Source organism: Streptomyces sp. NPDC021020 (assembly GCF_044333285.1).
Classification (GTDB): Bacteria; Actinomycetota; Actinomycetes; order Streptomycetales; family Streptomycetaceae; genus Actinacidiphila.
Window position 1 is genome coordinate 735291 of sequence record NZ_JBIRQQ010000002.1, and the last position, 22340, is coordinate 757630.

Genomic DNA, 22340 nt, shown 5'->3' on the forward strand with positions numbered 1-22340 from the left:
TCCCGCAGGCGGCCGCCGGATTTGGGAGCCCGGCTGCGTCCCCGAACCACCGCGCCCCGCAAGCGCGTTGTACGCGGCCCGGTCAGGGGAGCAGCCGGCGGGCCTCGATCCAGACCACCAGCCGGTCGTGTGTGGGGCCGGGCCGCAGATGGCCGACGAGCCGCTCCAGATGCGCTGTCAGGCTCCTGTGGCGCCGCAGCTCGCGGATCCGTTCGACGGGAAGCTCACGCCACTTCCCGGCGAGGGCCGCGGCGTCCGCCGGGGAGAGCGACAGCGCGGCGAGTGTGTCGGCGCCCAGCGCCTCCGGACTCCACTCGGCGTTTCCGTCCGCGGGGCCGAGGTGGTCGATCACCCATGTGCGCAGCATGAACTCCTGGGTGAGCTCGCGCGCCGATTCCCGCGGGCCGACGGCGCGCATCCGCCGGTTCGCCAGCAGCGACAGCCCGGCCCAGCTCCGACGCGCCTCGCGGGCCCGGTCGCAGTCGTAGGCGTGCTGCTGGGCGACGACGCGGACGGACTCCAGCTGCCACCAGGCGTCAGCGGCCGCGGCGAACGCCTGGAGGCGTTCGAGCGGCCAGGCGCCCATACCCTGCCCCGGCTCTCCCGGACCTGACGCCATGTCCACCGGCCCGCGCCTCCGCTCGTAGGCTGACCGGATTGTAGGCGGTCCGTCGCCGGGACGCCGGTCGGCTGCGGGCAGGGCGCGCTCGGCGGAGCCGCCCGGCAGCGGCCACCGCCCCGGCGGCCGGGCCCGGGGTCTCAGGCGGCGAGGTCGCTCAGCGCGACGACCTTCTCGATGCGGACCCGGACGACCAGTTCGCCGGGGACGGCGTTGCGCGCGGCGAACTCCTCGGCGCGGTCCGCCCCCATGTACCGGGCGGCGATGCGCGCGGCCGAGCCGTGGAGTTCGTCCGGGTCCTCGGAGAGGGTGGCCAGGCCCTCGACGAGGACGAAGGAGAAGGGCGGCTGCTCGTCGTCCACGCAGACCATGACCCGCGGGTCGCGGGCCAGCGTGCGGCCCTTCACCGTGTCGCGGCCGGTGTTGAAGACCAGCTCGTCGCCCTCCAGCAGGAACCAGACGGGCGCCACGTGCGGGCGGCCGTCGGCGCGGGTGGTGGCGAGCTTGGCGGTGCGGGTGCCGTGGGCGAGGAAGGCCCGCCACTCGGGCTCGGTCATCTGGGGCATGGCCCCATCATGGCCGCTCCGGACGCGCGCACCACGGCACGCCGCGCCGCACGCGCGCCGGGCGTCGTCAGGACGGCGGCGTGCGGGGACGGTTGCAGCCCATCTGCGCGTCGACCTCGGCCCGGGTCCGCGGGCCGTCCTCCGTGAACCAGGAGTCGGGGCCGGTGGGGTGGAAGGCGCGGACCTTGGGGAGGTCGAGGAAGCCGGTCATCCCGCCCCCGTCGGCCTCCGTGACCTCGACGTAGACGCCCCACGGCAGCGGGTGTGCGTCCGTGGTGGTCGTGAAGCTCGTTGGTGCGTCGATGGTGAAGACACCGTGCCGCACCGCCTCGGACCTCGGACCCTTGCCGCTCCACAGGAACGGGCCCTCACCGTTTCCGCTGGTGCCCCTCCGCAGCTCGACCCCTGTGACGTCGTGACCGGGGCACATGGGGTAGGCCACCTCGACCACTCCGTCGACGAGGCGGTACCCGAAGACCGCGCCCCGGGGGTCCCCCATGAAGCAGCCGGACAGGCTCAGCACGCCGCCCACCGCGGCGCACAGGGCGGTGAGGCGTCGCGCGGTCGATCTCATCTCGGCCTCCTGGCAGGTGAGTCGGGCGGTGCGGCGCCCTCGGCCGCAGCCGTCACGCCGACCAACTCCCCAGCCTGGCGGCCCTGCTGCTTTTGCGCACCCGGTGGTGACCGCTCCGTTTGCCGGGGCCGGGGAGTTCGGCCCGCGCGGCCGCTCCCGGGGTGGCTCGGCGAGATTGTTTACTCCTGCATCATTGACGCTGCGATCCACGGAGGACAAGATTCCTCACAGCTCACTCATGTGTTCCCGCACCTCAAGTCCCTTGCGTGACAGGCGAAACCGATGCTCTGACAACGTTGTCAGATATGGAGAGAGGACGTATGCCTCCAAGAACGCAGCGCCTGCGCACAGCCGCGGCGGTCGCGGTCACCGCGCTCCTGGCCGCCGGGGCGGCGATCGTGCCGCTCCCCGCCGCATACGCCGCGGGCGGCGCCCCCGCCACCGGCGATCTCACCCACCTGGTCAACCCGTTCATCGGCACCCAGAACGACGGCAACACCTACCCCGGCGCGGCCGTGCCCTTCGGCATGGTGCAGCTCTCGCCCGACACCGGGCACAACACCGGCTACGACTACGACGAGGACCACATCCGCGGCTTCAGCGCCGTCCACCTGTCCGGCGTCGGCTGCGGCCTCGGCGGCGACCTGCCCGTCCTGCCGACGACCGGGGAGATCACCGCCACCGACGACGGCCAGTACGCCGCGCCGTACAGCCACGCCGACGAGAGCGCGTCACCCGGCTACTACAAGGTCGGGCTCGCGACCGGCATCACCGCCGAGCTGAGCGCCACCGACCGCACCGGCTGGCAGCGCTACACCTTCCCGTCGACCGACCGGGCCAATGTGCTGCTCAACTCCGGGCAGGCGCTGCACAAGGTCACCAGCAGCACCGTCACCGTCCTCGACGACCGCACCGTGGTCACGTCGATCACCGGCAGCGGCTTCTGCCAGGAGACCCGGCCGTACACCCTCTGGACGGAGACCCGGTTCGACCGGCCCTTCGCCTCCTACGGCACCTGGAAGGGCGCCGACGTCACCCCCGGAGCACGCAGCTCCACCTCGACCGGGCTCGGCGGCGCCTACGTCCGCTTCGACACCACGAAGGACCGCAGCGTCACCGCCGTGACCTCGCTGTCCTGGGTCGACGCCGCGGGCGCGGCGAAGAACCTCGCGGCCGAGGGCCGCGGCAGCTTCGACCGCACCGCCGCCGCGGCGAAGCGGGCCTGGCAGGACCGGCTCGGCCAGGTCAGGGTGCAGGGCGGCACCGCCGAGCAGCAGCGCACGTTCTACTCCTCGCTCTACCGCTCCTTCCTCGCGCCGAACATCGGCAGCGACGTCGACGGCCGCTACACCGGCTGGGACGACAAGGCGCACCGGGGCGACGGCTCGACGTACTACCAGAACTGGTCGCTGTGGGACACCTACCGCACCCAGCAGCAACTGCTCTCGCTGCTCGCCCCGCGCGAGTCGCGGGACATGGCGCTGTCGCTGCTGAAGGTGGCCGAGCAGAGCGGCCAGCTGCCGAGATGGGGCTACGCCACAGCCGAGACGAACATCATGACCGGCGACCCGGTCACCCCCTTCCTGGTGGACGCCTACCGGCAGGGCCTGCTGAAGGGCCACGAGGAGGAGGCGTACCGCGCGCTGAAGAAGCACGCCGACACCGTCCCCCCGGCGTCCTCGCAGGCCGCGGGGCGGCAGGCCGACGCCGAGTACCTCGCGGGCGGCTACGTCCCCTACGCCCCCGAGCACCCCGGCAAGCCCGGGGACAACGACTTCCAGCACGGCCCGTCGGCCACCCTCGAATACGCCCTGGCGGACGCCGCGCTGGGCGGCATGGCGCAGTCGCTGGGCCACACCGCCGACGCGAAGCGGTATCTGGCCCGCGGTCAGAACTACCGCAACATCCTCGACCCGGACACCGGCTTCTTCCGCGCCCGCGACACCGACGGCGCCTTCACCGGCCCCGCCGACCCGGCGCAGAGCGTCGGCTTCCACGAGGGCACCTCGTGGCAGTACATGTGGCTCGTCCCGCAGGACGTGCCCGGCATCGTCGGCCTGATCGGCGGTACGGAGCAGGCCAACGCCCGGCTGGACTCCTTCTTCGCGTACGACAAGCTGCTCGCCGACCCGGCGGGCACCGCGCGGAACGTATGGGTCAACGGCCCCTACGCGTACTACAACCAGGACAAGTACAACCCGCAGAACGAGCCCGACCTCGGCGCCCCGTACACCTACCTGTCCACCGGGCAGCCGTGGAAGACCACCGACGTGGTGCACGCGGCGCTGACCCTCTTCACCGACGCGCCGAACGGCGTGACCGGCAACGACGACCTCGGCACGATGTCGGCGTGGCAGGTGCTCTCGGCGATCGGCGTCTACCCGATGGCGCCCGGCACCGACCTGTGGGGGCTGTCGACACCGCTGTTCAGCCGGGTCGACGTGGCGCTCGACCGGCGGTACTACCCCGGCGGCCATCTGACCGTCACCGCCCCGGGCAGCTCGGACACCGACCGCTACATCAGGTCCGCGCGGCTCGGCGGGCGCAACCTCGACCGCACCTACATCACCACCGGCGACATCAAGGCGGGCAAGGACGTCGCGCTGACGCTGGGCGACTCGCCCTCGGCGTGGGGCACCGCGCCCTCCGCCGCGCCGCCCGCGCTCGACACGGCTGCCGCGACCGCGGTCCGTACCGCGGCGGCGGTCACGCCCGCGTCCGTCGGCGTCCTCGGCGGGGGCACCGCCGCCGACGTCACGGTCTCCGCGGTCTTCACCGCGCCCGGCAAGGCGTCCGGCACCATCACGGTCACCGCCCCCGCCCCGCTCACCGCGGAGCCCGGGCACGCGTCCTTCGAGGTCACCTCGGACACACTGCCCGCCACCCACCAGGTGCCGGTGCACATCACCGCCCCCGTGGGCACCCCGGACGGCACCTACCCGGTGACCGTCACAGTGACCCAGAAAGGCGGGCCCACCGCCACCAGGACCGTCCCGGTCACGGTGACGACGGCGAGCTGCGAGGGCGCCACCGGCTCCTGCGTGCAGGACCTGTCGGCGCAGTACGACGTCGACGGCGTCGGCACGTCCGGCTCCAGCGGCGCCGACTTCGACGGTACGGGGGCGAGCTTCCCGGCCGAGAGCCTGCCCGCGCCCGGCCTCGGCGTCCTCGGCGGGCACGCGTACCGCTTCCCCGACACCACCGGCGGCGCCCCGAACTTCGCGACCGCGCACGGCCAGACCGTGCCACTGGTGGCGCGCGGCTACTCGGCGCTCGACGTGCTGCTCACCGCCCACCACGGGGACGTCGACAGCACGGCCACCGTCACCTACGCCGACGGCACCACGGCCGACGTCCCGCTCGTCTCGACCGACTGGGCGTCGGGATCCCCGCGGCTCGGCGAGGACCCGGCGATCCACGCCGCCAGCCGCTACGACGCGCACGGGGCGCCCGACGGCGTCGGCGTCAGCATCTGGCACCTGACCCTCCCGCTGGACAGCACCAGGACCGCGGTCTCGCTCACCCTGCCCGACGACACCCGGCTGGCGCTCTACGCGCTGAGCGGGCGTGACGCATGAGGCCCGCCGAGCAGACCGCCGGAACCGCAAGGAGAAAGGCAGCACCCATGAGACGTGGCCCCCTGCGCCGCACCCTCACCCGAGCCGCGCTGGCCGGCGCGGTCTCGATGGCACTGACCGTGCCCGCGACCGCGCTCGCGCACGCGGACGTCACCCGGGCGGGCGGCGCCGCCCCCGCCTTCACGACGTCCTTCGAGACCGGCGACCCGCAGCCGACCTGGACCGACACCGCGGAGACCGACGCCAAGGGCGCCCCCGAGGTCTCCGGGGTGACCGCGGGCACCCTGCCCGTGCTGCCCGGCAGCGTCAAGGACGACATCACCGCGGTGACGGCCAGTTCGGACAACCCGCCCAACGAGGTCGCGAAGAACGCCGCCGACGAGGACCCGAACACCAAGTGGCTGACCTTCGCCGCGACCGGGTGGGTGCAGTACCAGCTGTCGGCCGATGTGACGGTCAAGAAGTACGCGCTCACGTCCGCGAACGACTCCCCGGAGCGCGACCCCAAGGACTTCACCCTCCAGGGTTCCGCGAACGGCACCGACTGGACCACGGTCGACTCCCGCAGCGGCGTGAAGTTCAGCGGCCGCCTCAGGAGCACCGTGTACGACGTCGCCGACCCGGGCGCGTACCGCTACTACCGGCTGAACGTCACGGCGAACACCAGCGGCTCCATCGTGCAGCTCGCCGACCTGATCCTCTCCGACGGCTCCGCCGCGCCGCCGCCGGTGTCCGGTATGACGACCTCGATCGGCGCCGGACCCGCCTCCGGCCCGAACGTCAAGCCGAGCGTGGGCTTCAGCGGCCTCAAGGCCCTGGAGTACGCGGGCACCCACACCCGGTCGGGCGCGGTGCACGCGTACAACAAGCTCTACGACGTGCACATCCCGGTCAGGCGCGACACCCGGCTGTCCTACGACATCTTCCCCGAGCTGACCGGCGCGGACCTGGCGTACCCGAGCACGTACGCCTCGATCGACCTGCACTTCACCGACGGCAGCTACCTCAGCAGGCTGCGCACCCCCGCGCAGGACCAGAACGGTGTGCCGCTCACCCCGGGCGGCCAGGGCGCGGCCAAGATCCTCTACGCCTCGCAGTGGAACGCCGTCGCCGCGGACATCGGCAAGGTCGCCGCGGGCAAGACGATCGACCGCGTTCTGCTGGGCTACGACAACCCGGCCGGCAGCGCGGAGGCGGGCGCGAACACCCAGTTCAAGGGGTGGATCGACGACCTGACCATCGGCGCCGCCCCGGCGAGCGACCCGCACGCGAGCTACGCCGAGCACGTCGACACCCGGCGCGGCACCAACGCCTCGGGCTCCTTCTCGCGCGGCAACAACCTGCCGCTGACGGCGGTGCCGAACGGCTTCAACTTCTTCACGCCGGTCACCGACGCCGGATCGACCAGCTGGGAGTACAGCTACGCGGCGCAGAACGACGCCGCCAACCTGCCCGAGCTCCAGGCGCTCGGCATCAGCCACGAGCCCAGCCCGTGGATGGGCGACCGCGACACCTTCCAGGTCATGCCGTCCGCGGCGACCGGTACCCCGGACCTGAACCGGAGCAAGCGGGCGCTGGCCTTCGACCACAAGGACGAGGTGGCGCAGCCGCACTACTACGGCGTCACTTTCACCAACGGCATCAAGGCCGAGATCGCGCCCACCGACCACGCCGCGGAATTCCGCTTCACCTTCCCCGGCGACCACGGCGACCTGCTGTTCGACAACGTCAACAACAACGGCGGCCTGACCTTCGACGCCGCCGCGGGCACCCTGGACGGCTGGTCCGACGTCAACACCGGCGGCGGCGAGGCCGCGACGCGGATGTACGTGCACGCCGAGTTCGACCGCGCCCCGGGCACGGCCGCCAAGGTCACCGGGCAGGGCCGCGACAACGTCACCGGCTACGCCGCCTTCGACACCTCGGGCTCCCGGACGGTGACGATGCGGATCGCCACCTCCTTCGTCGGCGCCGACCAGGCGAGGAAGAACCTGGCGCTGGAGATCCCCAAGGGCACCTCCTTCGACACCGTGAAGAGGAACGCCGAGCGGCAGTGGAACGCCAAGCTCGGCAAGGTCGAGGTGCAGGGCGCGAGCGACGACCAGCTCACCACGCTCTACTCGAACCTCTACCGGATGAACCTGTATCCCAACTCCGGTTACGAGAACACCGGTACGGCGGCGAAGCCGGTGTACGAGTACGCCAGCCCCTTCTCCCCGGCCACCGGACCCAGCACGCCCACGCAGACCGGCGCGAAGATCGTCGACGGCAAGGTCTACGTCAACAACGGCTTCTGGGACACCTACCGCAGCGAGTGGCCCGCCTACTCCCTGCTGGAGTCGAAGACCGCGGGTGAACTCGCCGACGGCTTCGTGCAGCAGTACAAGGACGGCGGCTGGACCGCCCGCTGGTCCTCGCCCGGCTACGCCGACCTGATGACCGGCACCAGCTCCGACGTGGCCTTCGCCGACGCCCTCGCCAAGGGCGTCGACAACTTCGACGCCAAGGCCGCCTACGAGGCCGCCGTGAAGAACGCCACCGTCGTCCCGACCGCGGGCGGCGTCGGCCGCAAGGGCCTGGACACCTCGGTCTTCAACGGCTACACGAACACCTCGGTGGACGGCAGCGTCTCGTGGTCGCTGGACGGCTACGTCAACGACTACGGCATCGGCCAGATGGCCGCCAGGCTCGCCGAGGCCCCGCACACCTCCAAGGCCGACCGCGAGCGCTACCAGGAGGAGTCGGCGTACTTCCTGGGCCGCGCCCAGAACTACACCACTCTCTTCAACCAGAACGTCGGCTTCTTCGAGGGCCGCAAGGCCGACGGCTCCTGGCGCGTCCCGGACGCCTCGTACGACCCGCAGCAGTGGGGCAACGAATACACCGAGACCAACGCCTGGAACTACGCCTTCACCGTGCCGCAGGACCCGAACGGCCTGGCCGCGCTCTACGGCGGCCAGAAGGGCCTGGAGAAGAAGCTCGACGCGTTCTTCGGCACCCAGGAGACCGCGGACGGTGACGCGGGCGGCTACGGCGGCACCATCCACGAGATGATCGAGGCCCGCGACGTGCGGATGGGCGAGCTGGGCATGAGCAACCAGCCCTCCTTCGGCATCCCTTACATGTACGACTACGCGGGCGCCCCGGCCAAGACCCAGGCCGCCGTCCGCGAGATCCAGCAGCGGCTGTTCACCGGCGGCTCCATCGGCCAGGGCTACCCCGGCGACGAGGACAACGGCGCCACCTCGACCTGGCAGGTCTTCAGCGCGCTGGGCTTCTACCCGCTCCAGGTCGGCAACGATAACTACGTCATCGGCTCCCCGCTGTTCACCAAGGCCACCGTCCACCTGGACAACGGCCGCAGCATCGTCGTCAACGCCCCGAACAACAGCGGGAAGAACGTCTACGTGCAGTCGCTGAGGGTCAACGGCAAGCCGTGGAACAAGGTCTACCTGACGCAGAGCCAGCTGGAGTCGGGCGCGCGGCTGGACTTCACGATGGGCTCGCGTCCGTCGTCGTGGGGCACGGGCAAGGACGCGCTGCCGCCGTCCCTGACCGCGCCCGGGGCCACCCCGCAGCCGCTGGCCGACCTGACCGGCGCGGGCAAGGGCACCGCGTCCGCGGGCGACGGCACCGACGTGACCGCGCTCTTCGACAACACCTCGAAGACCGCGGTCGCCCTCCCCGGGGCCGACCCCACCGTGCGCTACACCTTCGCCGGTGACACCGCCGGGAAGTCCGGGCGGAAGGCCACCTTCTACACGCTCACCTCGGGCAGCACCGCCGCCGCCCAGGACCCGCGGAGCTGGCAGCTCCAGGGCTCCGCGGACGGCACGCACTGGAAGACGCTCGACACCAGGACCGGCCAGAGCTTCACCGACCGGCTGCAGACCCGTCCCTTCGAGATCGCCCACCCCGGCGCGTACACCTCCTACCGCCTGGTGGTGACCGCCAACGGCGGCGACCCGGCCACCACCTCCCTGGCGGAGGTGGAGCTGCTGGCCCGCGGCTGACGCTCCGCCACCGCACACCGCCGACGCCCGGGGAGGCCCTCCCCGGGCGTCAGCGTTCGCGCTGCGGGGCGCCCAGGTAGGCCAGGACGGCGAGGACCCGGCGGTGGCCGCTCTCCTCGGGAGGGAGGTCGAGCTTGAGGAAGATGTTGCCCACGTGCTTGTGGACGGCCCGCCCGGTGACGGTGAGGCGGGCGGCGATCTCGGAGTTGCCGTAGCCCTGGGCCATCATCGCCAGGACCTCGCGCTCGCGCTCGGTGAGCCGCGCCAGCGGGTTGCCGCGGGCCGTGAACAGCTGGCGGACCACCTCGGGGTCCAGGGCGGTGCCACCGGCCGCCACCCGGCGCAGCGCGTCGAGGAAGTCGTCGACGCGGGCCACCCGGTCCTTGAGGAGGTAGCCGACCCCGCCGCCGTCCGCGAGCAGTTCGCGGGCGTAGGTGTCCTCGACGTACTGCGACAGCACCAGGATCGGCAGGCCGGGGACGCGCTCCCGGGCGCGCAGCGCCGCCCTGACGCCCTCGTCGGTGAAGGACGGGGGCAGGCGGACGTCCACCACGGCGACGTCGGGCCGCCGGGAGACGGCGGCGGCCACGAAGGAGGCGGCGTCCCCCGTCGTGGCCAGCACCTCGTTGCCCACGGCCGTCAGCATCGCGGAGAGCCCCTGCGCGAGCAGCGCGTTGTCCTCGGCGATCACGATGCGCACGGGCACTCCACGGTGACCGTCGTCGGTCCGCCCGGCGGGCTCTGCACCCGCAGCGTGCCGTCCACCGCCTCGACGCGCTGCCGGATGCCGCGCAGCCCCGTACCCCCGCCTTCCACCGCCCCGCCCCGGCCGTCGTCACCGACCTCCGCGCGGACGCCGCCGCCGGACCGGGCCAGGGTCACCGTCACGGAAGCGGCGTGGGCGTGCTTGGCCGCGTTGGTGAGGGCCTCGGTGACGGCGAAGTACACGGCCGCCTCGACGTGCGGCGGCACCTCGCCCAGCTCGCCGACGTCCACGGCCACCGGTACGGGGCAGCGGGCGGCGACCGCCGAGACCGCGCCCGCCAGGCCCCGGTCGGCGAGGACCGGCGGGTAGACCGAGCGCAGCACGTCGCGCAGCTCGGCCATCGCCTCCTCGGCGCCCTCCCGCGCCCGCGCCAGCAGCGGGCCCACGGCGGCGGGGTCGGTGGGGAGCGTCCGCTCGGCGAGCCCGAGCTGCATGGCCAGGGACACCAGCCGCGCCTGGGTGCCGTCGTGCAGATCCCGCTCGATGCGGCGCAGTTCGCTGCCGTGCGCGGTGAGCGCCCCGGTCCGCGTACGGTCCAGCGCCGACACCCGCTCGGCGAGCACCGCGGCCGGCGACGGGGCGAGCAGCCACCGGCTCACGGACGCCGCGAGCCGGGCCACCAGGGGCGGGCCCACCAGCGCGAGCAGCACGCTCAGCAGGAGGTCGGGTGCCCCGGCGTAGAGCACGGCCCACCAGCTGTCCACGGGCAGGTCCAGCAGCAGCCGGATCGGCTGGTCCGCGGGGAACAGCCACCACAGGCACGCGAGGACGGCCACGGCCGCGGGGAGGACGAACAGCGCGGCGCCGAGCAGCCCGAGCGCGGTGCCGGCCACCATCGCGGCGGGCGCCCAGCGCAGATCCCGGCCCGTCGCCGGGTCGGACAGCGCCGCCGCCAGGCGGCGCCCCTCGTGCGGCCCGGCCGGGGCGGCGGCCGCGGCCCACCGTCCCAGCCGCGCACGCTCGCCGTCGGCCAGCCGCCGCAGCAGCCGCAGCTCCACCGGCAGCACGAGCAGGCCCAGGCCGACCAGGCACAGCACCGCCGAATACACCAGCACGGGCACCAGTACGACCAGCAGCAGCCCGCGGAGGAACGTGACCGCGCAATACCCGGCGGCCCGCGCCGACTTCGGCGCGCTCATCCACACCTTCGGTATCGATTTCACGTCGTCCAGTCTTCCGGCCCCGGCCTCCCGGCACAGTGGAGCGCGCTACACCTTCGACGGGGCGGGGCCGTGCGAACAGGTGTTCCCGGATGCGGTAATCTCTGCCGACTTCAGGCGAGATCAAGGGTATTTGATGACAACTGCATCCCCTCCTCCCCGCGAGGAAGACGACGAGCCGTCCGCCGTACCTGACACGGTGTGGGAGGAGTTCGCGGACGACACCCCCGGCAAGATCCGGGCCAGTGCGCCGAAGGAGCCCTCGGCCCGCGCGCGCATGGTGACCGAGCGGCTGCGGCGCGAGGACGCGGAGGCGGCGGAGCGGGAGCGGGCCGCGGCCAAGCGCCGGTGGGGCCGCAAGGAGCGCAGGCCCCAGGAGCCGGCGGGGTGGCGGACCGGGCCCGCCTGGCGGGAGATGCGGCGCGCCGAGCACCGGCCGTGGCGGGACCTGGCGCGCACGGGGGTGGTCGTCGTGGTGCTGGCCGCGCTCGCGCTGATCGCCCTCAACCCGTCGGGTGCACGGGCGCTGGTGCGCGGTCACCGGCATTCCTCCGGCAGCGGCGAGAACGCTTCCGGCCCCGACAAGAGCCCCATCACGCCGCTCCCGCCGGAGACCGCGGCGCCGACCGCGCCGCCACCGCCCGTGGACCCCGACATGCCCACCGTCAGCCACCCCTTCGCGGGTTCGCCCGCTCTCGCCTGGGCCGACGGCGCGGCCGGCATCGAGGTGCCGCACGCCACCGCGGTCGGCAGCCTGAGCGCCAAGCAGGTCGCCGCCGTCCTGCAGACGACCCGGGCCTACCTGGTGGCGACCAACCTCGATCCGGCGGTGCTGCGCGGCGGCTCCCCGACCGCGGCCGCGCGGCTGGTCGACCCGGCCAGCGGCGAGCCGGCCGAGATGAAGGCCGCGGTGCACGCGCCCAGCAAGAAGAAGAACCCGACCACCTGGGTCACCCGCTACGACCCGAAAGAGGTCCAGCCGGTGGGCAAGGTGATCAAGGTCCGCGGCCGGATGACCTTCGCCAAGGCCGCCCACGGCGCCGTCCGCGTGCACACCGACTACACCTTCGTCTACGCCTTCACGAAGGCCGGGGACGCGAACGGGCAGGTGGCCCGGCTGGTCGTACGGCGCGAGGTGGACGCCGAGTGGGCCCCGCAAGTGCCGCGCGGCAAGGTGTGGATCGTGTCGCGCACCGCCTCCTTCGGCGGCTCCCAGTGCGACATCGACGACGGCTACGTGCACCCGCTGCCCGAGGCCGCTCCGAAGATCACCCCCACCGGCCCCGCCACGGACCCGTACGACCGCAGCAAGCCGCTCGACACCAAGGGCGACTGCGGAGTGGTCAGCCGGGTGTGACCTGCGGCCCCGCGGGCGGGCTCCGCGGCCCGCCCGCCGGGACGCCGTCCTCCGGTCGCCGCGGCCGCCGCGTAATGTGGCGGCCGCGAAGATCGACAAGACGAGGAGCCACCCCATGACGTCCGCCCCCGCCCCGCGTTTCCCGCGCGGCTTCCGGTTCGGCGCCGCCACCGCGGCCTACCAGATCGAGGGCGCCACCGGTGAGGACGGTCGCGGCGTGTCCATCTGGGACACCTACGCGCGGACGCCCGGCGCCACCGCCGAGGGGGCCACCGGCGACATCGCGTGCGACCACTACCACCGCTACCCCGAGGACGTCGCCCTGCTGCGCGACCTGGGCGCCGACACCTACCGCTTCTCGATCGCCTGGCCGCGGATCGTCCCGGAGGGCAGGGGGGCGGTCAACCCGGCCGGGCTCGACTTCTACGACCGGCTGGTGGACGAGCTGCTCGCCGCGGGCGTCGAACCGGCCCCGACCCTCTACCACTGGGACCTCCCGCAGGCCCTGGAGGACACGGGCGGCTGGCGGGTCCGCGACACCGCCGAGGCCTTCGCCGACTACGCGGCCGTCGTCGCCGACCGCCTCGCCGACCGGGCGGGGCGCTGGATGACCCTCAACGAGCCCTTCTGCACCGCGTTCGTCGGCCACGCCGTCGGCCGCCACGCCCCCGGCACCCGCGAGGGCGACGGCGCGCTCGCCGTCGTGCACCACCTGCTCGTCGGGCACGGCCTGGCCGTCGACGCGCTGCGCGCCGCCGGGGCCCGCGAGGTCGGCATCGCACTCAACCCCGACCGGCTGCTGCCCGCCACCGGCTCGCAGGCGGACGCCGAGGCCGTGGCGCGCGCCGAGATCCTGCACAACCGCTGCTGGTTCGACCCGATCTTCCTCGGCCGCTACCCCGACGGCGAGGCGGACGTCTGGGGCGGCATCAGCGACTTCTCCTTCCGCCGCGACGGCGACCTCGCGCTCGCCTCCCGCCCGCTGGACTTCTGCGGCGTCAACTACTACCGGCCCATCACCGTCGCCGACGCCCCCTGGCAGCAGCCCGACCCGGCGCTGCGCACCGCCGTCGACATCCGTGCCGCGGAGACCTGGGGCGACCCGGCCGCCCGCCGCACCACCATGGGCTGGCCGGTGGTCCCCTCCTCCTTCCGCGACCTGCTCGTCGACCTCACCCGCCGCTACCCGGACCTGCCGCCGATCGTCGTCACCGAGAACGGCTCCGCCGAGGCGGACGTCCCCGGCGACGACGGCACGGTCCACGACGCCGACCGCGTCGACTACCTCCGCGACCACCTCGACGCGCTGGCCCAGGCCGTCGCCGAGGGCGTCGACGTGCGCGCCTACTACGTGTGGTCCCTGCTGGACAACTTCGAGTGGGCCTTCGGCTACGACCGCCGCTTCGGCATCGTCCGCGTCGACTACGACACGCTCCGGCGCACCCCCAAGGACAGCTACCGCTGGTACCGCGACTTCATCGCCGCCGAGCGCGCGGCACACGGGAACTGACGCCCTAGCTGTATTGGCCCGCGGCGGCGAGGGCTTCGAGGAGTTCCGGCAGGCGGCCGAGGGCCGTCGCGCCGGCGATCGGGTCGGCGTAGTCGCGGGTGTGCACGATCAGGCCGTCCCGGACCGTCATCACCATCAGGAACGACAGCGTGAACGGCTCCCCGCCGGCGAGCAGCCGTCCGTGCAGGTCGTACTCGACGATCACGACCTCCGGGTCGGCCGTCTCGTGCACCGTCGCGCCGGTGACGCGCTCGTACCGGCGTACGGCTGCACCGGCCCGGAAGCGGGCGCGCAGGGACTCCCGGTCGGTCTCGGTGCGGGCGGGGTGGAGGGCGGGCGGGGCGAAGGGCATCTCGATGACGGTGTGCGGGGCGTAGCAGTCGGCGAGATCCCCCGGGTCGGCCCCGGTCGTGGCGGTGAGGAAGCGTTCGGCGGTCTCGCGGGCGGTGCTCGGCATGCTGGTGTCCTTCCGGGGCCGGGCTGCTGCGCCCCGGGTTGCCGGGGCAGGGGTCGCGGGGCCAGGCTTCGGGGGCCGGACCGGGAGCGGTACGGCAGAAGCGGAGAGTGCGCCCCGGTTGGACGGTACCGGAGAGTGCGCCCCGCTTACAGGGGTTTACCGGAGAGAGAGGCGGAGGGTTCATGCGGGCCGACGCGCGGCGCAACCGCGACCTGCTGCTGCGAGCGGCGCAGGACGCCTTCGCCGAGGAGGGGATCGGGGTGCCGCTGGACAGCGTCGCCCGCCGGGCCGGTGTCGGCCCCGGCACCCTCTACCGGCACTTCCCGACGAAGGAGGCGCTCTTCGAGGCCGTCGTCCACGAGCGGCTGCGCCAACTCGTCGCCCGCGCACGGGAGTCGGCGCAAGACCCCGACCCGGGCGCCGCCTTCTTCGGCTTCGTCGCCCACATGGTGCGCGAGGCCGCCCCCAAGCAGGACCTGGTCGACGCGCTGGGCGGCGCCGGGGCGGAGGTGCGGACCGCCGTCGCCGACACCGCGGCCGAGCTGCGCGAGGAGGTCGGCCGCCTCCTCGCGCGGGCCCAGCGCAGCGGCGCCGTACGCCCCGACCTCGGCGCCGCCGAGCTGATGGCCCTCCTGTCCGGCCTGCTGCACGCGCTGCGCGCCCGCCCGCGCGACCCGGCCGCCCCGGTGGACCAGGACCTCGTGGTGGCCGTCCTGTGCGACGGACTGGCCGCCCGGCCGTAGCGCCGCCGCGGCCCGTCAGGACGGCTGGACCTCGTCGAAGAGGGCGACGGCCGCGGCGGGGTCCGGGCTCACCAGGCGTTCCAGGCCCGCCGCCGTCCGCGCCGCCCACCGGGCGGCCCGCGCCCACATCCGCTCCTCGAAGGCGCGGACGGCGGCGTCCAGGCCCGTGGGGTCGGCGGGGTCCGCGGCGAGGGATTCGGCGAGGGAATCGGCCAGTTCCGCGCCCTCCAGCAGCGCGAGGTTCGCGCCCGCGCCCAGCGGGGGCATCAGATGGGCGGCGTCGCCCAGCAGCGTCACCCCGCGGACGTGGGTCCAGGTGTGGGCGACCGGCAGGACGTGGAGGGGGCGGCGGGTGAAGGCGGCGCCGTGCCGCAGGAGTTCGCGGACGGGCTCGGCCCAGCCCTCGAACAGCGCCAGCAGCTCCGAGCGCACGGCCTCGACGCCCGCCGGGTCGGTGACCGTGCCCGCGGGCCGGTGGTCCAGCGGGGCGCGGAACTGCGCGTACACCCTGACGTGCCCGCCGCTGCTGCGCTGCGCGACCAGCGAGCGGTTCACGCCGTACACAGCCAGCGAGCCGTCGCCGACCAGCCGGGCCAGGCCGGGGTGGCGGGTGTCGATGTCGTCCAGAGAGGTTTCGACCGCGGTGACCCCGGTGTAGTGCGGCGTCACCGGCGAGACGGCCGGGCGGACCCGGGACCACGCGCCGTCCGCACCGACGACAAGGTCGAACGCCTCCCGCCGCCCGTCCGCGCCGTGGACCACCGTGCCCTCCGCCGTCCCCGGCTCGACCCGCGTCACGGCGTGCCCCCAGCGGACGTCGAGGGGGCCGAGCAGCAGGTCGCGCAGCTGGCCGCGGTCGATCTCGGGGTTGGCCAGGTCGTCCGGCCGGGGCCGCCAGTCGCGCAGGACGGTCCCGTCCGTGGCGAGGATGCGCATGGCCTGCCCCTCGGGGCGGGAGAGCGCCGTGAACTCCGCGAGCACCCCGGCCTTGTCGAGGGCGAGCCGGCCGAGCCCCGCGTGCAGGTCGAGCGTGCCGCCCGGGGGGCGGGCGTGGGGGGAGGAGTCGCGCTCCAGGACGGTGACGCGGTGGCCGTGGCGGTGCATGACGCGGGCGAAGGCGAGGCCGGCGGGTCCGCCGCCGACCACTGCGATGCGGTGTCTCATGTCGATACACTGTATTGATCCGATGCGGTGTCCGGCAACAGTACGGTGGTGGCCATGACTGTGTGGGACCGCCCCGAGCCGCCGACCCGCCCCGTACCGCTCGACCGGGCGCGGATCGTCGTCGCCGCCGTCGCGCTGGCCGACGAGGGCGGGCTGGAGGCGGTGTCGCTGCGCAAGGTCGCCGCCCGGCTGAACGCCGGCCCGATGCGGCTGTACGGCTACATCGCCACCAAGGAGGAGCTGTTCGACCTCATGCTCGACGAGGTCCGGGCCGAGATCGTCCCCGCCGGGCCGCCCGGCGACGAGGTCCGGGCCGAGGCCTTGCCCGCCGGGCCGCCCGGCGACTGGCGGGCGGCGCTGCACGCCCTCGCCCACGGCACCCGGCGGACGGCGCTGCGCCACGAGTGGCTGGCCGACCTGCTCGGCGGCCGCCCGGCCCTGGGGCCGAACGGCCTCGCCGTGGGCGAGGCGACGCTCGCCGCCCTCGAAGGGCACACCGACATCGACACCGCGATGCGCGCCGTGGAGACCGTCAACGCCTACGTCACCGGCGCGATCCGGCGCGAGGTCGCGCGCCTGCGGGCCGAGCGCGCCACGGGCCTGTCCGAGCGCGAGTGGCAGCGCGCGTCCGGCCCGCACCTGACGAGGATGCTGGCCACGGGCCGCTTCCCGACGCTGTCCAGGGCCGTCCACGACGGCACGGACGTCGACGCCGCGACGTCCTTCGCGATCGGCCTGGAGTGGATCCTCGACGCCGTGGCCGCCAGGCTCGCGCAGCCCGCGGGGGAGTGACGCCCCGCTCCCGGGGGCGCCGGTGTGCGGCGGCGCCGGGAGCCCCGCTCCCTTGCCGACGGGGCGGCCGTCGCCTACATTCTCCGTTCGGACCGCCCCGCCCCGTGCGGGGCTCCGCTCCGCAACGCCGCCCGACCGCCGCATGTGAGCGCTCACGCGGTGCCCCCCGACCGGCTCCTCCCCCCCACGCGAGGACGGTTCGATGCTCCTCCGCGCCCCGTACGCGCCCGCGGCGTCGCCCCTGCCCGGTCCGGGCCCAGCCCGGCCCCGACCGGCGCATCCCCCCACCGAGGCACAGGAGACAGCCATGACCTCACCACAGGACGAATCGACCGCTCCCGGACCGCAACGCTTGCGCCGCAGGGCCGTGCTGGCGGCGATGGGAGCGCTCCCACTCCTCGCCGTCGCGCTGCCGCCGGCCACCGCGGCGGCCGCTGCCGTCGTCGTCGACCCCGGCAAGCGGCGGCAGACGATCCGCGGCTTCGGCGGCATGAACCACCCCGCCTGGGCGGGCGACCTGACCGCCGCCCAGCGCGACACGGCCTTCGGCAACGGGACGGGCCAGCTCGGCTTCTCGATCCTGCGCATCCACATCGACGAGAACTCCGCGAACTGGAGCGCCGAAGTGGCGACCGCCCAGCGCGCGGCCGCCCTCGGGGCCCTCGTCTTCGCCTCGCCGTGGAATCCGCCCGCCGCCCTGGTCGAGACCTTCGTCCGCGGGAGCCAGACCGACGCCAAGCGCCTGCGCCACGACAGCTACGCCGCCTACGCGCAGCACCTCAACGACTTCCACGCCTTCATGAAGAGCAACGGCGTGGACCTGTACGCGATCTCGATCCAGAACGAGCCCGACTACGCCCAGGACTGGACGTGGTGGACCGCGGCCGAGATCGTCACCTTCCTGCGGGACAACGCCGGCTCGATCGGCACCCGGGTCATCGCCCCGGAGTCCTTCCAGTACGTCAAGAGCATGTCCGACCCGATCCTGAACGACGCCGCGGCGCTCGCCAACCTCGACATCCTCGGGGCCCACCTCTACGGCACGTCCTACGCGGACTTCCCCTACCCCCTCTTCCAGCAGAAGGGGCAGGGCAGGGAGCTGTGGATGACCGAGGTCTACTACCCCAACAGCACCGACTCCGCGGACCTGTGGCCGGCCTCGCTCGGCGTCGCGGAGCACATGCACCACGCCCTGGTGGACGCGGAATTCCAGGCGTACGTGTGGTGGTACATCCGGCGCTCCTACGGGCCCCTGCGCGAGGACGGGCAGATCAGCAAGCGCGGCGCGATGATGGCGCACTTCTCGAAGTTCGTCCGCCCCGGGTACGCGCGGATCGACGCGGCCGCCACCCCGCAGACGAACGTCTGGACGTCCGCCTACACCGACGGCTCCTCCGTGGTCGTGGTGGCCGTCAACACCGGTACGGCCGCGGCGACCCAGCCCTTCACGCTGGCGGGCACCACCGCGTCCGCCGTGAGCTGCTGGGTCACGGACGCGACCAGGACGCTGGCGGCCCAGAGCGGGCCCGCCGTCGCGAACGGCACCTTCACCGGCACGCTCCCCGCCCAGAGCGTCACCACCTTCGTCGTCACGACCGGCCCCTCCGGCGGGACCGACACTAAGCCGCCCAGCACGCCGGGCACGCCCGCGGCCACCGCGGTCACCGCGACCTCCGCCACGCTGAGCTGGCCGGCCTCCACCGACGACACCGGCGTGGCCGGCTACGACGTGGTGCGGGTCAGCGGCGGTACGGAGACGGCCGCCGCGACCTCCACCACCAGCCAGGCCACCGTCACGGGCCTGGCCGCCGCGACCGCCTACACCTTCGCGGTCTACGCGCGCGACGCGGCCGGCAACCGCTCGGCCCGCTCCGCCAGGGTCACCCTCACCACGTCCGCCGGGAGTTCCACGGGCGGCTGCGGGGTCGGCTACCGGGTCACGAACAGCTGGAGCGGCGGCTTCCAGGGCGAGATCGTCATCAGCAACACCGGCGCGGCCGCGCGCTCCGGCTGGAGCCTCGCCTTCGCCTTCACCGCGGGCCAGACCATCACCCAGATGTGGGGCGGCACGGCCGCGCAGAGCGGCGCGGCGGTGACCGTGACCCCGGCCGACTACACCCGCACCATCCCCGCGGGCGGCTCGGTGACCGTGGGCTTCCTGGCGAACCAGGGCGGCAGCAACCCGGCGCCGGCCGCCTTCACCCTCGACGGCGGCACCTGCACGACGGCCTGACCGGCGGCCCACCGCGGCGGCCGGCCCGCACGGGCCGACCGCCGCGTGGGACCGCGGGGCCCCGGCCGTCTGGCCGCGCGCGGCCGGAGGGCGCACGGTGGAAGGAGGCGGTACGGGACGGTGTGCGGCCGGGAAGCGGGTGGGCGGTCATGACGAAGCCATTGACGGTCGGCGTCGACGGGTCCGACGCGAGCCTGCGGGCCCTGGACTGGGCCGTCGACGAGGCCGCGCGGCTGGAGCTGCCGCTGCGCATCCTGCACGCGTCGCTGTGGGACCGGTACGTGCGGCCCGCCCCGAAGCTCGCTGCCGTACGGCCGGGGCAGCCGGCGGCGGACGAGGCCGTGGTGGACGCGGCCCGTGAGCGGGCGGCCCGCCTCGGCCCCGGCGTGCCGCTGACGGCGCAGGACGTCGCCGACGACCCCTTCGGAGCCCTGCTGCGCGCGGCGCCCGAGGCGTACGCGCTGGTGGTGGGCAACCGCGGCCGCGGCGAGCTCACCGACATGCTGCTGGGGTCGGTCGGCCTCACGGTGGCGGGCCAGGCGTCCTGCCCGGTCGTCGTGGTCCGCGGCGGGGACGCGAACGTGGCCGGGCGCTTCGGCCGCGTCACCCTCGGCGTGGGCGGGCCGGACGACGCGGCCGACGCGGTGCGGTTCGCCTTCCGTACGGCCGCGGCGCGCGGCGTGCGTGTCGAGGCCCTGCACGCCTGGCGCAGCCCGGACGGCGACGGGGACGCGGGCGGCGGCCAAGCCGCGGCGGAGCGGGTCCTCGACGACGCGCTGCGCGACGCCCGCCGCGACAGCCCCGGGGTCGCCGTGCACGCGAGCACCACCGAGGCGAAGGCGCGGACGCCGCTGCTGGCGGCCTCGGCGTCGAGCGACCTGCTGGTGGTGGGCGCGCGGCGGCGCGACGGCGCGGTCGGGCTCCACCTGGGGCCGGTCAACCACGCCCTGCTGCACCACGCGGACTGCCCGGTGGCCGTGGTGCCGCGCACCGGCTGACCGAGGCCGCGGACCGCCGGACCCCTCCGACGTATCGGGCCCCGGCGGCACCAGAGTGCCCCCGGGATCCGGGCCGCGTGGCCGGTTCGGCGAGTGGGAGCGCTCCCATTTGGTGGAAAGTGCATGGCGCGCAGGGATTTCGCAGCTCCGCCGCGCTGGCTAGGCTCGGGCCCGGTTGCGCGGGAGCGCTCCCATGGAAAGCCCCCGCCGCACCCGGCCCTCATCCGAGGGCCCGCCCTCTCCCCCCACGAGAGCACGGAGGACGACTGTGACACCCCCCATCCGCACCCCGCGCCCCGCCGGGCCGGCCGCGGCCGCCACGCGCGGGCCCCGGCTGCGCAAGGCCGTGGCGCTCGGCCTGGCCACCGGGCTCGCCGCCGCCGGTATCGCGCTGGGCACCCAGATCTCCGCGGGCGCCGCGGCGCAGGGCAGCCTCCCCACGGGCACCCAGCTCTACAAGGACCCGACGTCCCAGGTCAACCGGTGGGTCGCCGCCAACCCCGGCGACTCCCGCGAGCCGGTCATCGCCCGGCGGATCGCCTCCCAGCCGCAGGCGGTCTGGTTCTCCAACTACAGCCCCTCCACCGTCACCGCCGACGTCCGGAAGGTCACCTCGGCCGCGGCCGCCGCCGGGCAGGTGCCGGTGCTGGCGGTGTACGAGATCCCCAACCGCGACTGCGGCGGCGCCTCCGCCGGCGGCGCGCCGGACCTGGCCGCGTACGACACCTGGGTGGGCAACTTCGCCGCCGGGCTGGGCAGCGGGCAGTCGATCGTCATCCTGGAGCCCGACTCCATCGCCCTGACCACGTGCCTTTCCGCGCAGCAGCAGTCCGACCGCTTCGCCGCGCTCTCCCGGGCGGGCGCCGCCATCCACGCCGCCTCGCCCAGCTCCAAGGTCTACCTGGACGGCGGCCACTCGGCCTGGAACAGCGCCTCCGAGCAGGCCAACCGGCTGCGCAGCGCCGGCATCCTGACCAACGCCGACGGCCTGTTCACCAACGTCTCCAACTTCAACAGCACGGCGAACGAGGTCAACTTCGCCAAGAACGTGCTGTCCGCGCTGGGCAACCCGGGCAACCTGCACGCCGTCGTCGACACCAGCCGCAACGGCAACGGTCCCGCCGGGGGAGGGGAGTGGTGCGACCCGTCCGGCCGGGCGATCGGCACCTACCCCACGACCGACACCGGTGACCCGGCGATCGACGCCTTCCTCTGGGTGAAGCCGCCGGGCGAGGCGGACGGCTGCGCAGGTACCGCGGGCACCTTCCTGCCGGACGTGGCCTACCAGCTCGCGTCCGCGGGCGCGTCGGACCCGAGCACCCCTCCGACGATTCCGCCCACGACTCCGCCGACCACTCCTCCGACGACGCCCCCGACCACGCCGCCCACCACTCCTCCGACGACGCCTCCCACCACGCCGCCCACGACGCCCCCGACGACCCCGCCGGCCGGTGCGGGCTGCTCCGTCACCTACAAGGTCTCCAGTGCCTGGACGGGCGGCTTCACCGCGGACGTCACCGTGCGCAACACCGGCAGCACCGCCGTCAACGGCTGGTCGCTCAAGTGGACCTTCCCGGCCGACCAGAAGATCACCAGCGCCTGGAACGCCGCCGCCACCCAGTCCGGCGCGGCCGTGACCGCCACCGACCTGGGCTACAACGGGACCATCCCGGCCGCCGGCTCCACGAGCTTCGGCTTCCAGGGGACGGGCAACGGCACCGGCTCGCCCACCGCCTTCACCCTGAACGGCGCCGCCTGCACCGTGTCCTGATCCGCCCCCAGCGTCGCGGCACCGCCGACGGCACCCAAC

At 74.2% G+C, this 22340-nt stretch carries 15 protein-coding genes and 1 pseudogene; 9 read left to right on the forward strand and 7 right to left on the reverse strand.

Annotated elements, in window-relative coordinates:
• Window positions 1-82: 82 nt before the first annotated feature.
• The 3 genes from ACH4SL_RS07545 to ACH4SL_RS07555 form a co-directional block, all read right to left on the reverse strand.
• Window positions 83-586: a hypothetical protein gene (locus ACH4SL_RS07545; RefSeq protein WP_398442483.1), complete on the reverse strand. Its 504-nt coding sequence runs from the start codon at window positions 584-586 to the stop codon at window positions 83-85.
• 173 nt (window positions 587-759) lie between these two features.
• Window positions 760-1185: a PPOX class F420-dependent oxidoreductase gene (locus ACH4SL_RS07550; protein ID WP_398442484.1), complete on the reverse strand. Its 426-nt coding sequence runs from the start codon at window positions 1183-1185 to the stop codon at window positions 760-762.
• 67 nt (window positions 1186-1252) lie between these two features.
• Window positions 1253-1759, reverse strand: a complete 507-nt coding sequence (locus ACH4SL_RS07555) for a hypothetical protein (protein ID WP_398442485.1) — start codon at window positions 1757-1759, stop codon at window positions 1253-1255.
• 320 nt (window positions 1760-2079) lie between these two features.
• Between ACH4SL_RS07555 and ACH4SL_RS07560 the strand changes: the two are divergent.
• A pseudogene (locus ACH4SL_RS07560) lies at window positions 2080-4425 on the forward strand (GH92 family glycosyl hydrolase); the annotation flags it as partial.
• A gap of 959 nt (window positions 4426-5384) precedes the next feature.
• A complete protein-coding gene (locus tag ACH4SL_RS07565; RefSeq protein WP_398442486.1) occupies window positions 5385-9350 on the forward strand; it encodes a GH92 family glycosyl hydrolase in 3966 nt (1321 codons plus the stop codon).
• 49 nt (window positions 9351-9399) lie between these two features.
• On the opposite strand, the gene ACH4SL_RS07570 is transcribed toward ACH4SL_RS07565, so the two are convergent.
• Entirely contained in the window at window positions 9400-10050 is a 651-nt protein-coding gene (locus tag ACH4SL_RS07570) for a LuxR C-terminal-related transcriptional regulator (RefSeq protein ID WP_398442487.1), read from the reverse strand.
• Entirely contained in the window at window positions 10038-11279 is a 1242-nt protein-coding gene (locus ACH4SL_RS07575; protein WP_398442488.1) for a histidine kinase, read from the reverse strand. The genes ACH4SL_RS07570 and ACH4SL_RS07575 overlap by 13 nt, the downstream gene beginning before the upstream one ends.
• Window positions 11280-11412: 133 nt before the next feature.
• Here ACH4SL_RS07575 and ACH4SL_RS07580 point away from each other — a divergent pair, with 133 nt between their 5' ends.
• The gene (locus tag ACH4SL_RS07580; RefSeq protein WP_398442489.1) at window positions 11413-12633 is read left to right on the forward strand and encodes a hypothetical protein; all 1221 of its coding nucleotides are present in this window, start codon (window positions 11413-11415) and stop codon (window positions 12631-12633) included.
• A gap of 115 nt (window positions 12634-12748) precedes the next feature.
• Complete coding sequence (locus tag ACH4SL_RS07585; RefSeq protein WP_398442490.1) at window positions 12749-14143, forward strand: GH1 family beta-glucosidase; 1395 nt, start codon at window positions 12749-12751, stop codon at window positions 14141-14143.
• Between the two features lie 4 nt (window positions 14144-14147).
• Here ACH4SL_RS07585 and ACH4SL_RS07590 read toward each other — a convergent pair whose 3' ends face one another.
• On the reverse strand, window positions 14148-14600 hold the full coding sequence (locus ACH4SL_RS07590; protein WP_398442491.1) for a nuclear transport factor 2 family protein: 453 nt from the start codon (window positions 14598-14600) through the stop codon (window positions 14148-14150).
• 182 nt (window positions 14601-14782) lie between these two features.
• Here ACH4SL_RS07590 and ACH4SL_RS07595 point away from each other — a divergent pair, with 182 nt between their 5' ends.
• Window positions 14783-15343 carry a TetR/AcrR family transcriptional regulator gene (locus ACH4SL_RS07595; RefSeq protein ID WP_398442492.1) on the forward strand — a complete coding sequence of 187 codons (561 nt, stop codon included), beginning with the start codon at window positions 14783-14785 and terminating at the stop codon, window positions 15341-15343.
• A 15-nt stretch (window positions 15344-15358) separates the two neighbouring features.
• On the opposite strand, the gene ACH4SL_RS07600 is transcribed toward ACH4SL_RS07595, so the two are convergent.
• On the reverse strand, window positions 15359-16507 hold the full coding sequence (locus ACH4SL_RS07600) for an FAD-dependent oxidoreductase (protein ID WP_398442493.1): 1149 nt from the start codon (window positions 16505-16507) through the stop codon (window positions 15359-15361).
• 54 nt (window positions 16508-16561) lie between these two features.
• Between ACH4SL_RS07600 and ACH4SL_RS07605 the strand changes: the two genes are divergently transcribed.
• The 4 genes from ACH4SL_RS07605 to ACH4SL_RS07620 all read left to right on the forward strand — a co-directional run bounded on the left by ACH4SL_RS07605 (window position 16562) and on the right by ACH4SL_RS07620 (window position 22301).
• Complete coding sequence (locus tag ACH4SL_RS07605; protein ID WP_398442494.1) at window positions 16562-17299, forward strand: TetR/AcrR family transcriptional regulator; 738 nt, start codon at window positions 16562-16564, stop codon at window positions 17297-17299.
• Window positions 17300-17606: 307 nt separating this feature from the next.
• Window positions 17607-19532: a cellulose binding domain-containing protein gene (locus ACH4SL_RS07610; RefSeq protein ID WP_398442495.1), complete on the forward strand. Its 1926-nt coding sequence runs from the start codon at window positions 17607-17609 to the stop codon at window positions 19530-19532.
• Between the two features lie 149 nt (window positions 19533-19681).
• On the forward strand, window positions 19682-20530 hold the full coding sequence (locus tag ACH4SL_RS07615; RefSeq protein ID WP_398442496.1) for a universal stress protein: 849 nt from the start codon (window positions 19682-19684) through the stop codon (window positions 20528-20530).
• A 268-nt stretch (window positions 20531-20798) separates the two neighbouring features.
• Window positions 20799-22301: a glycoside hydrolase family 6 protein gene (locus ACH4SL_RS07620; protein ID WP_398442497.1), complete on the forward strand. Its 1503-nt coding sequence runs from the start codon at window positions 20799-20801 to the stop codon at window positions 22299-22301.
• Window positions 22302-22340 lie beyond the last annotated feature (39 nt).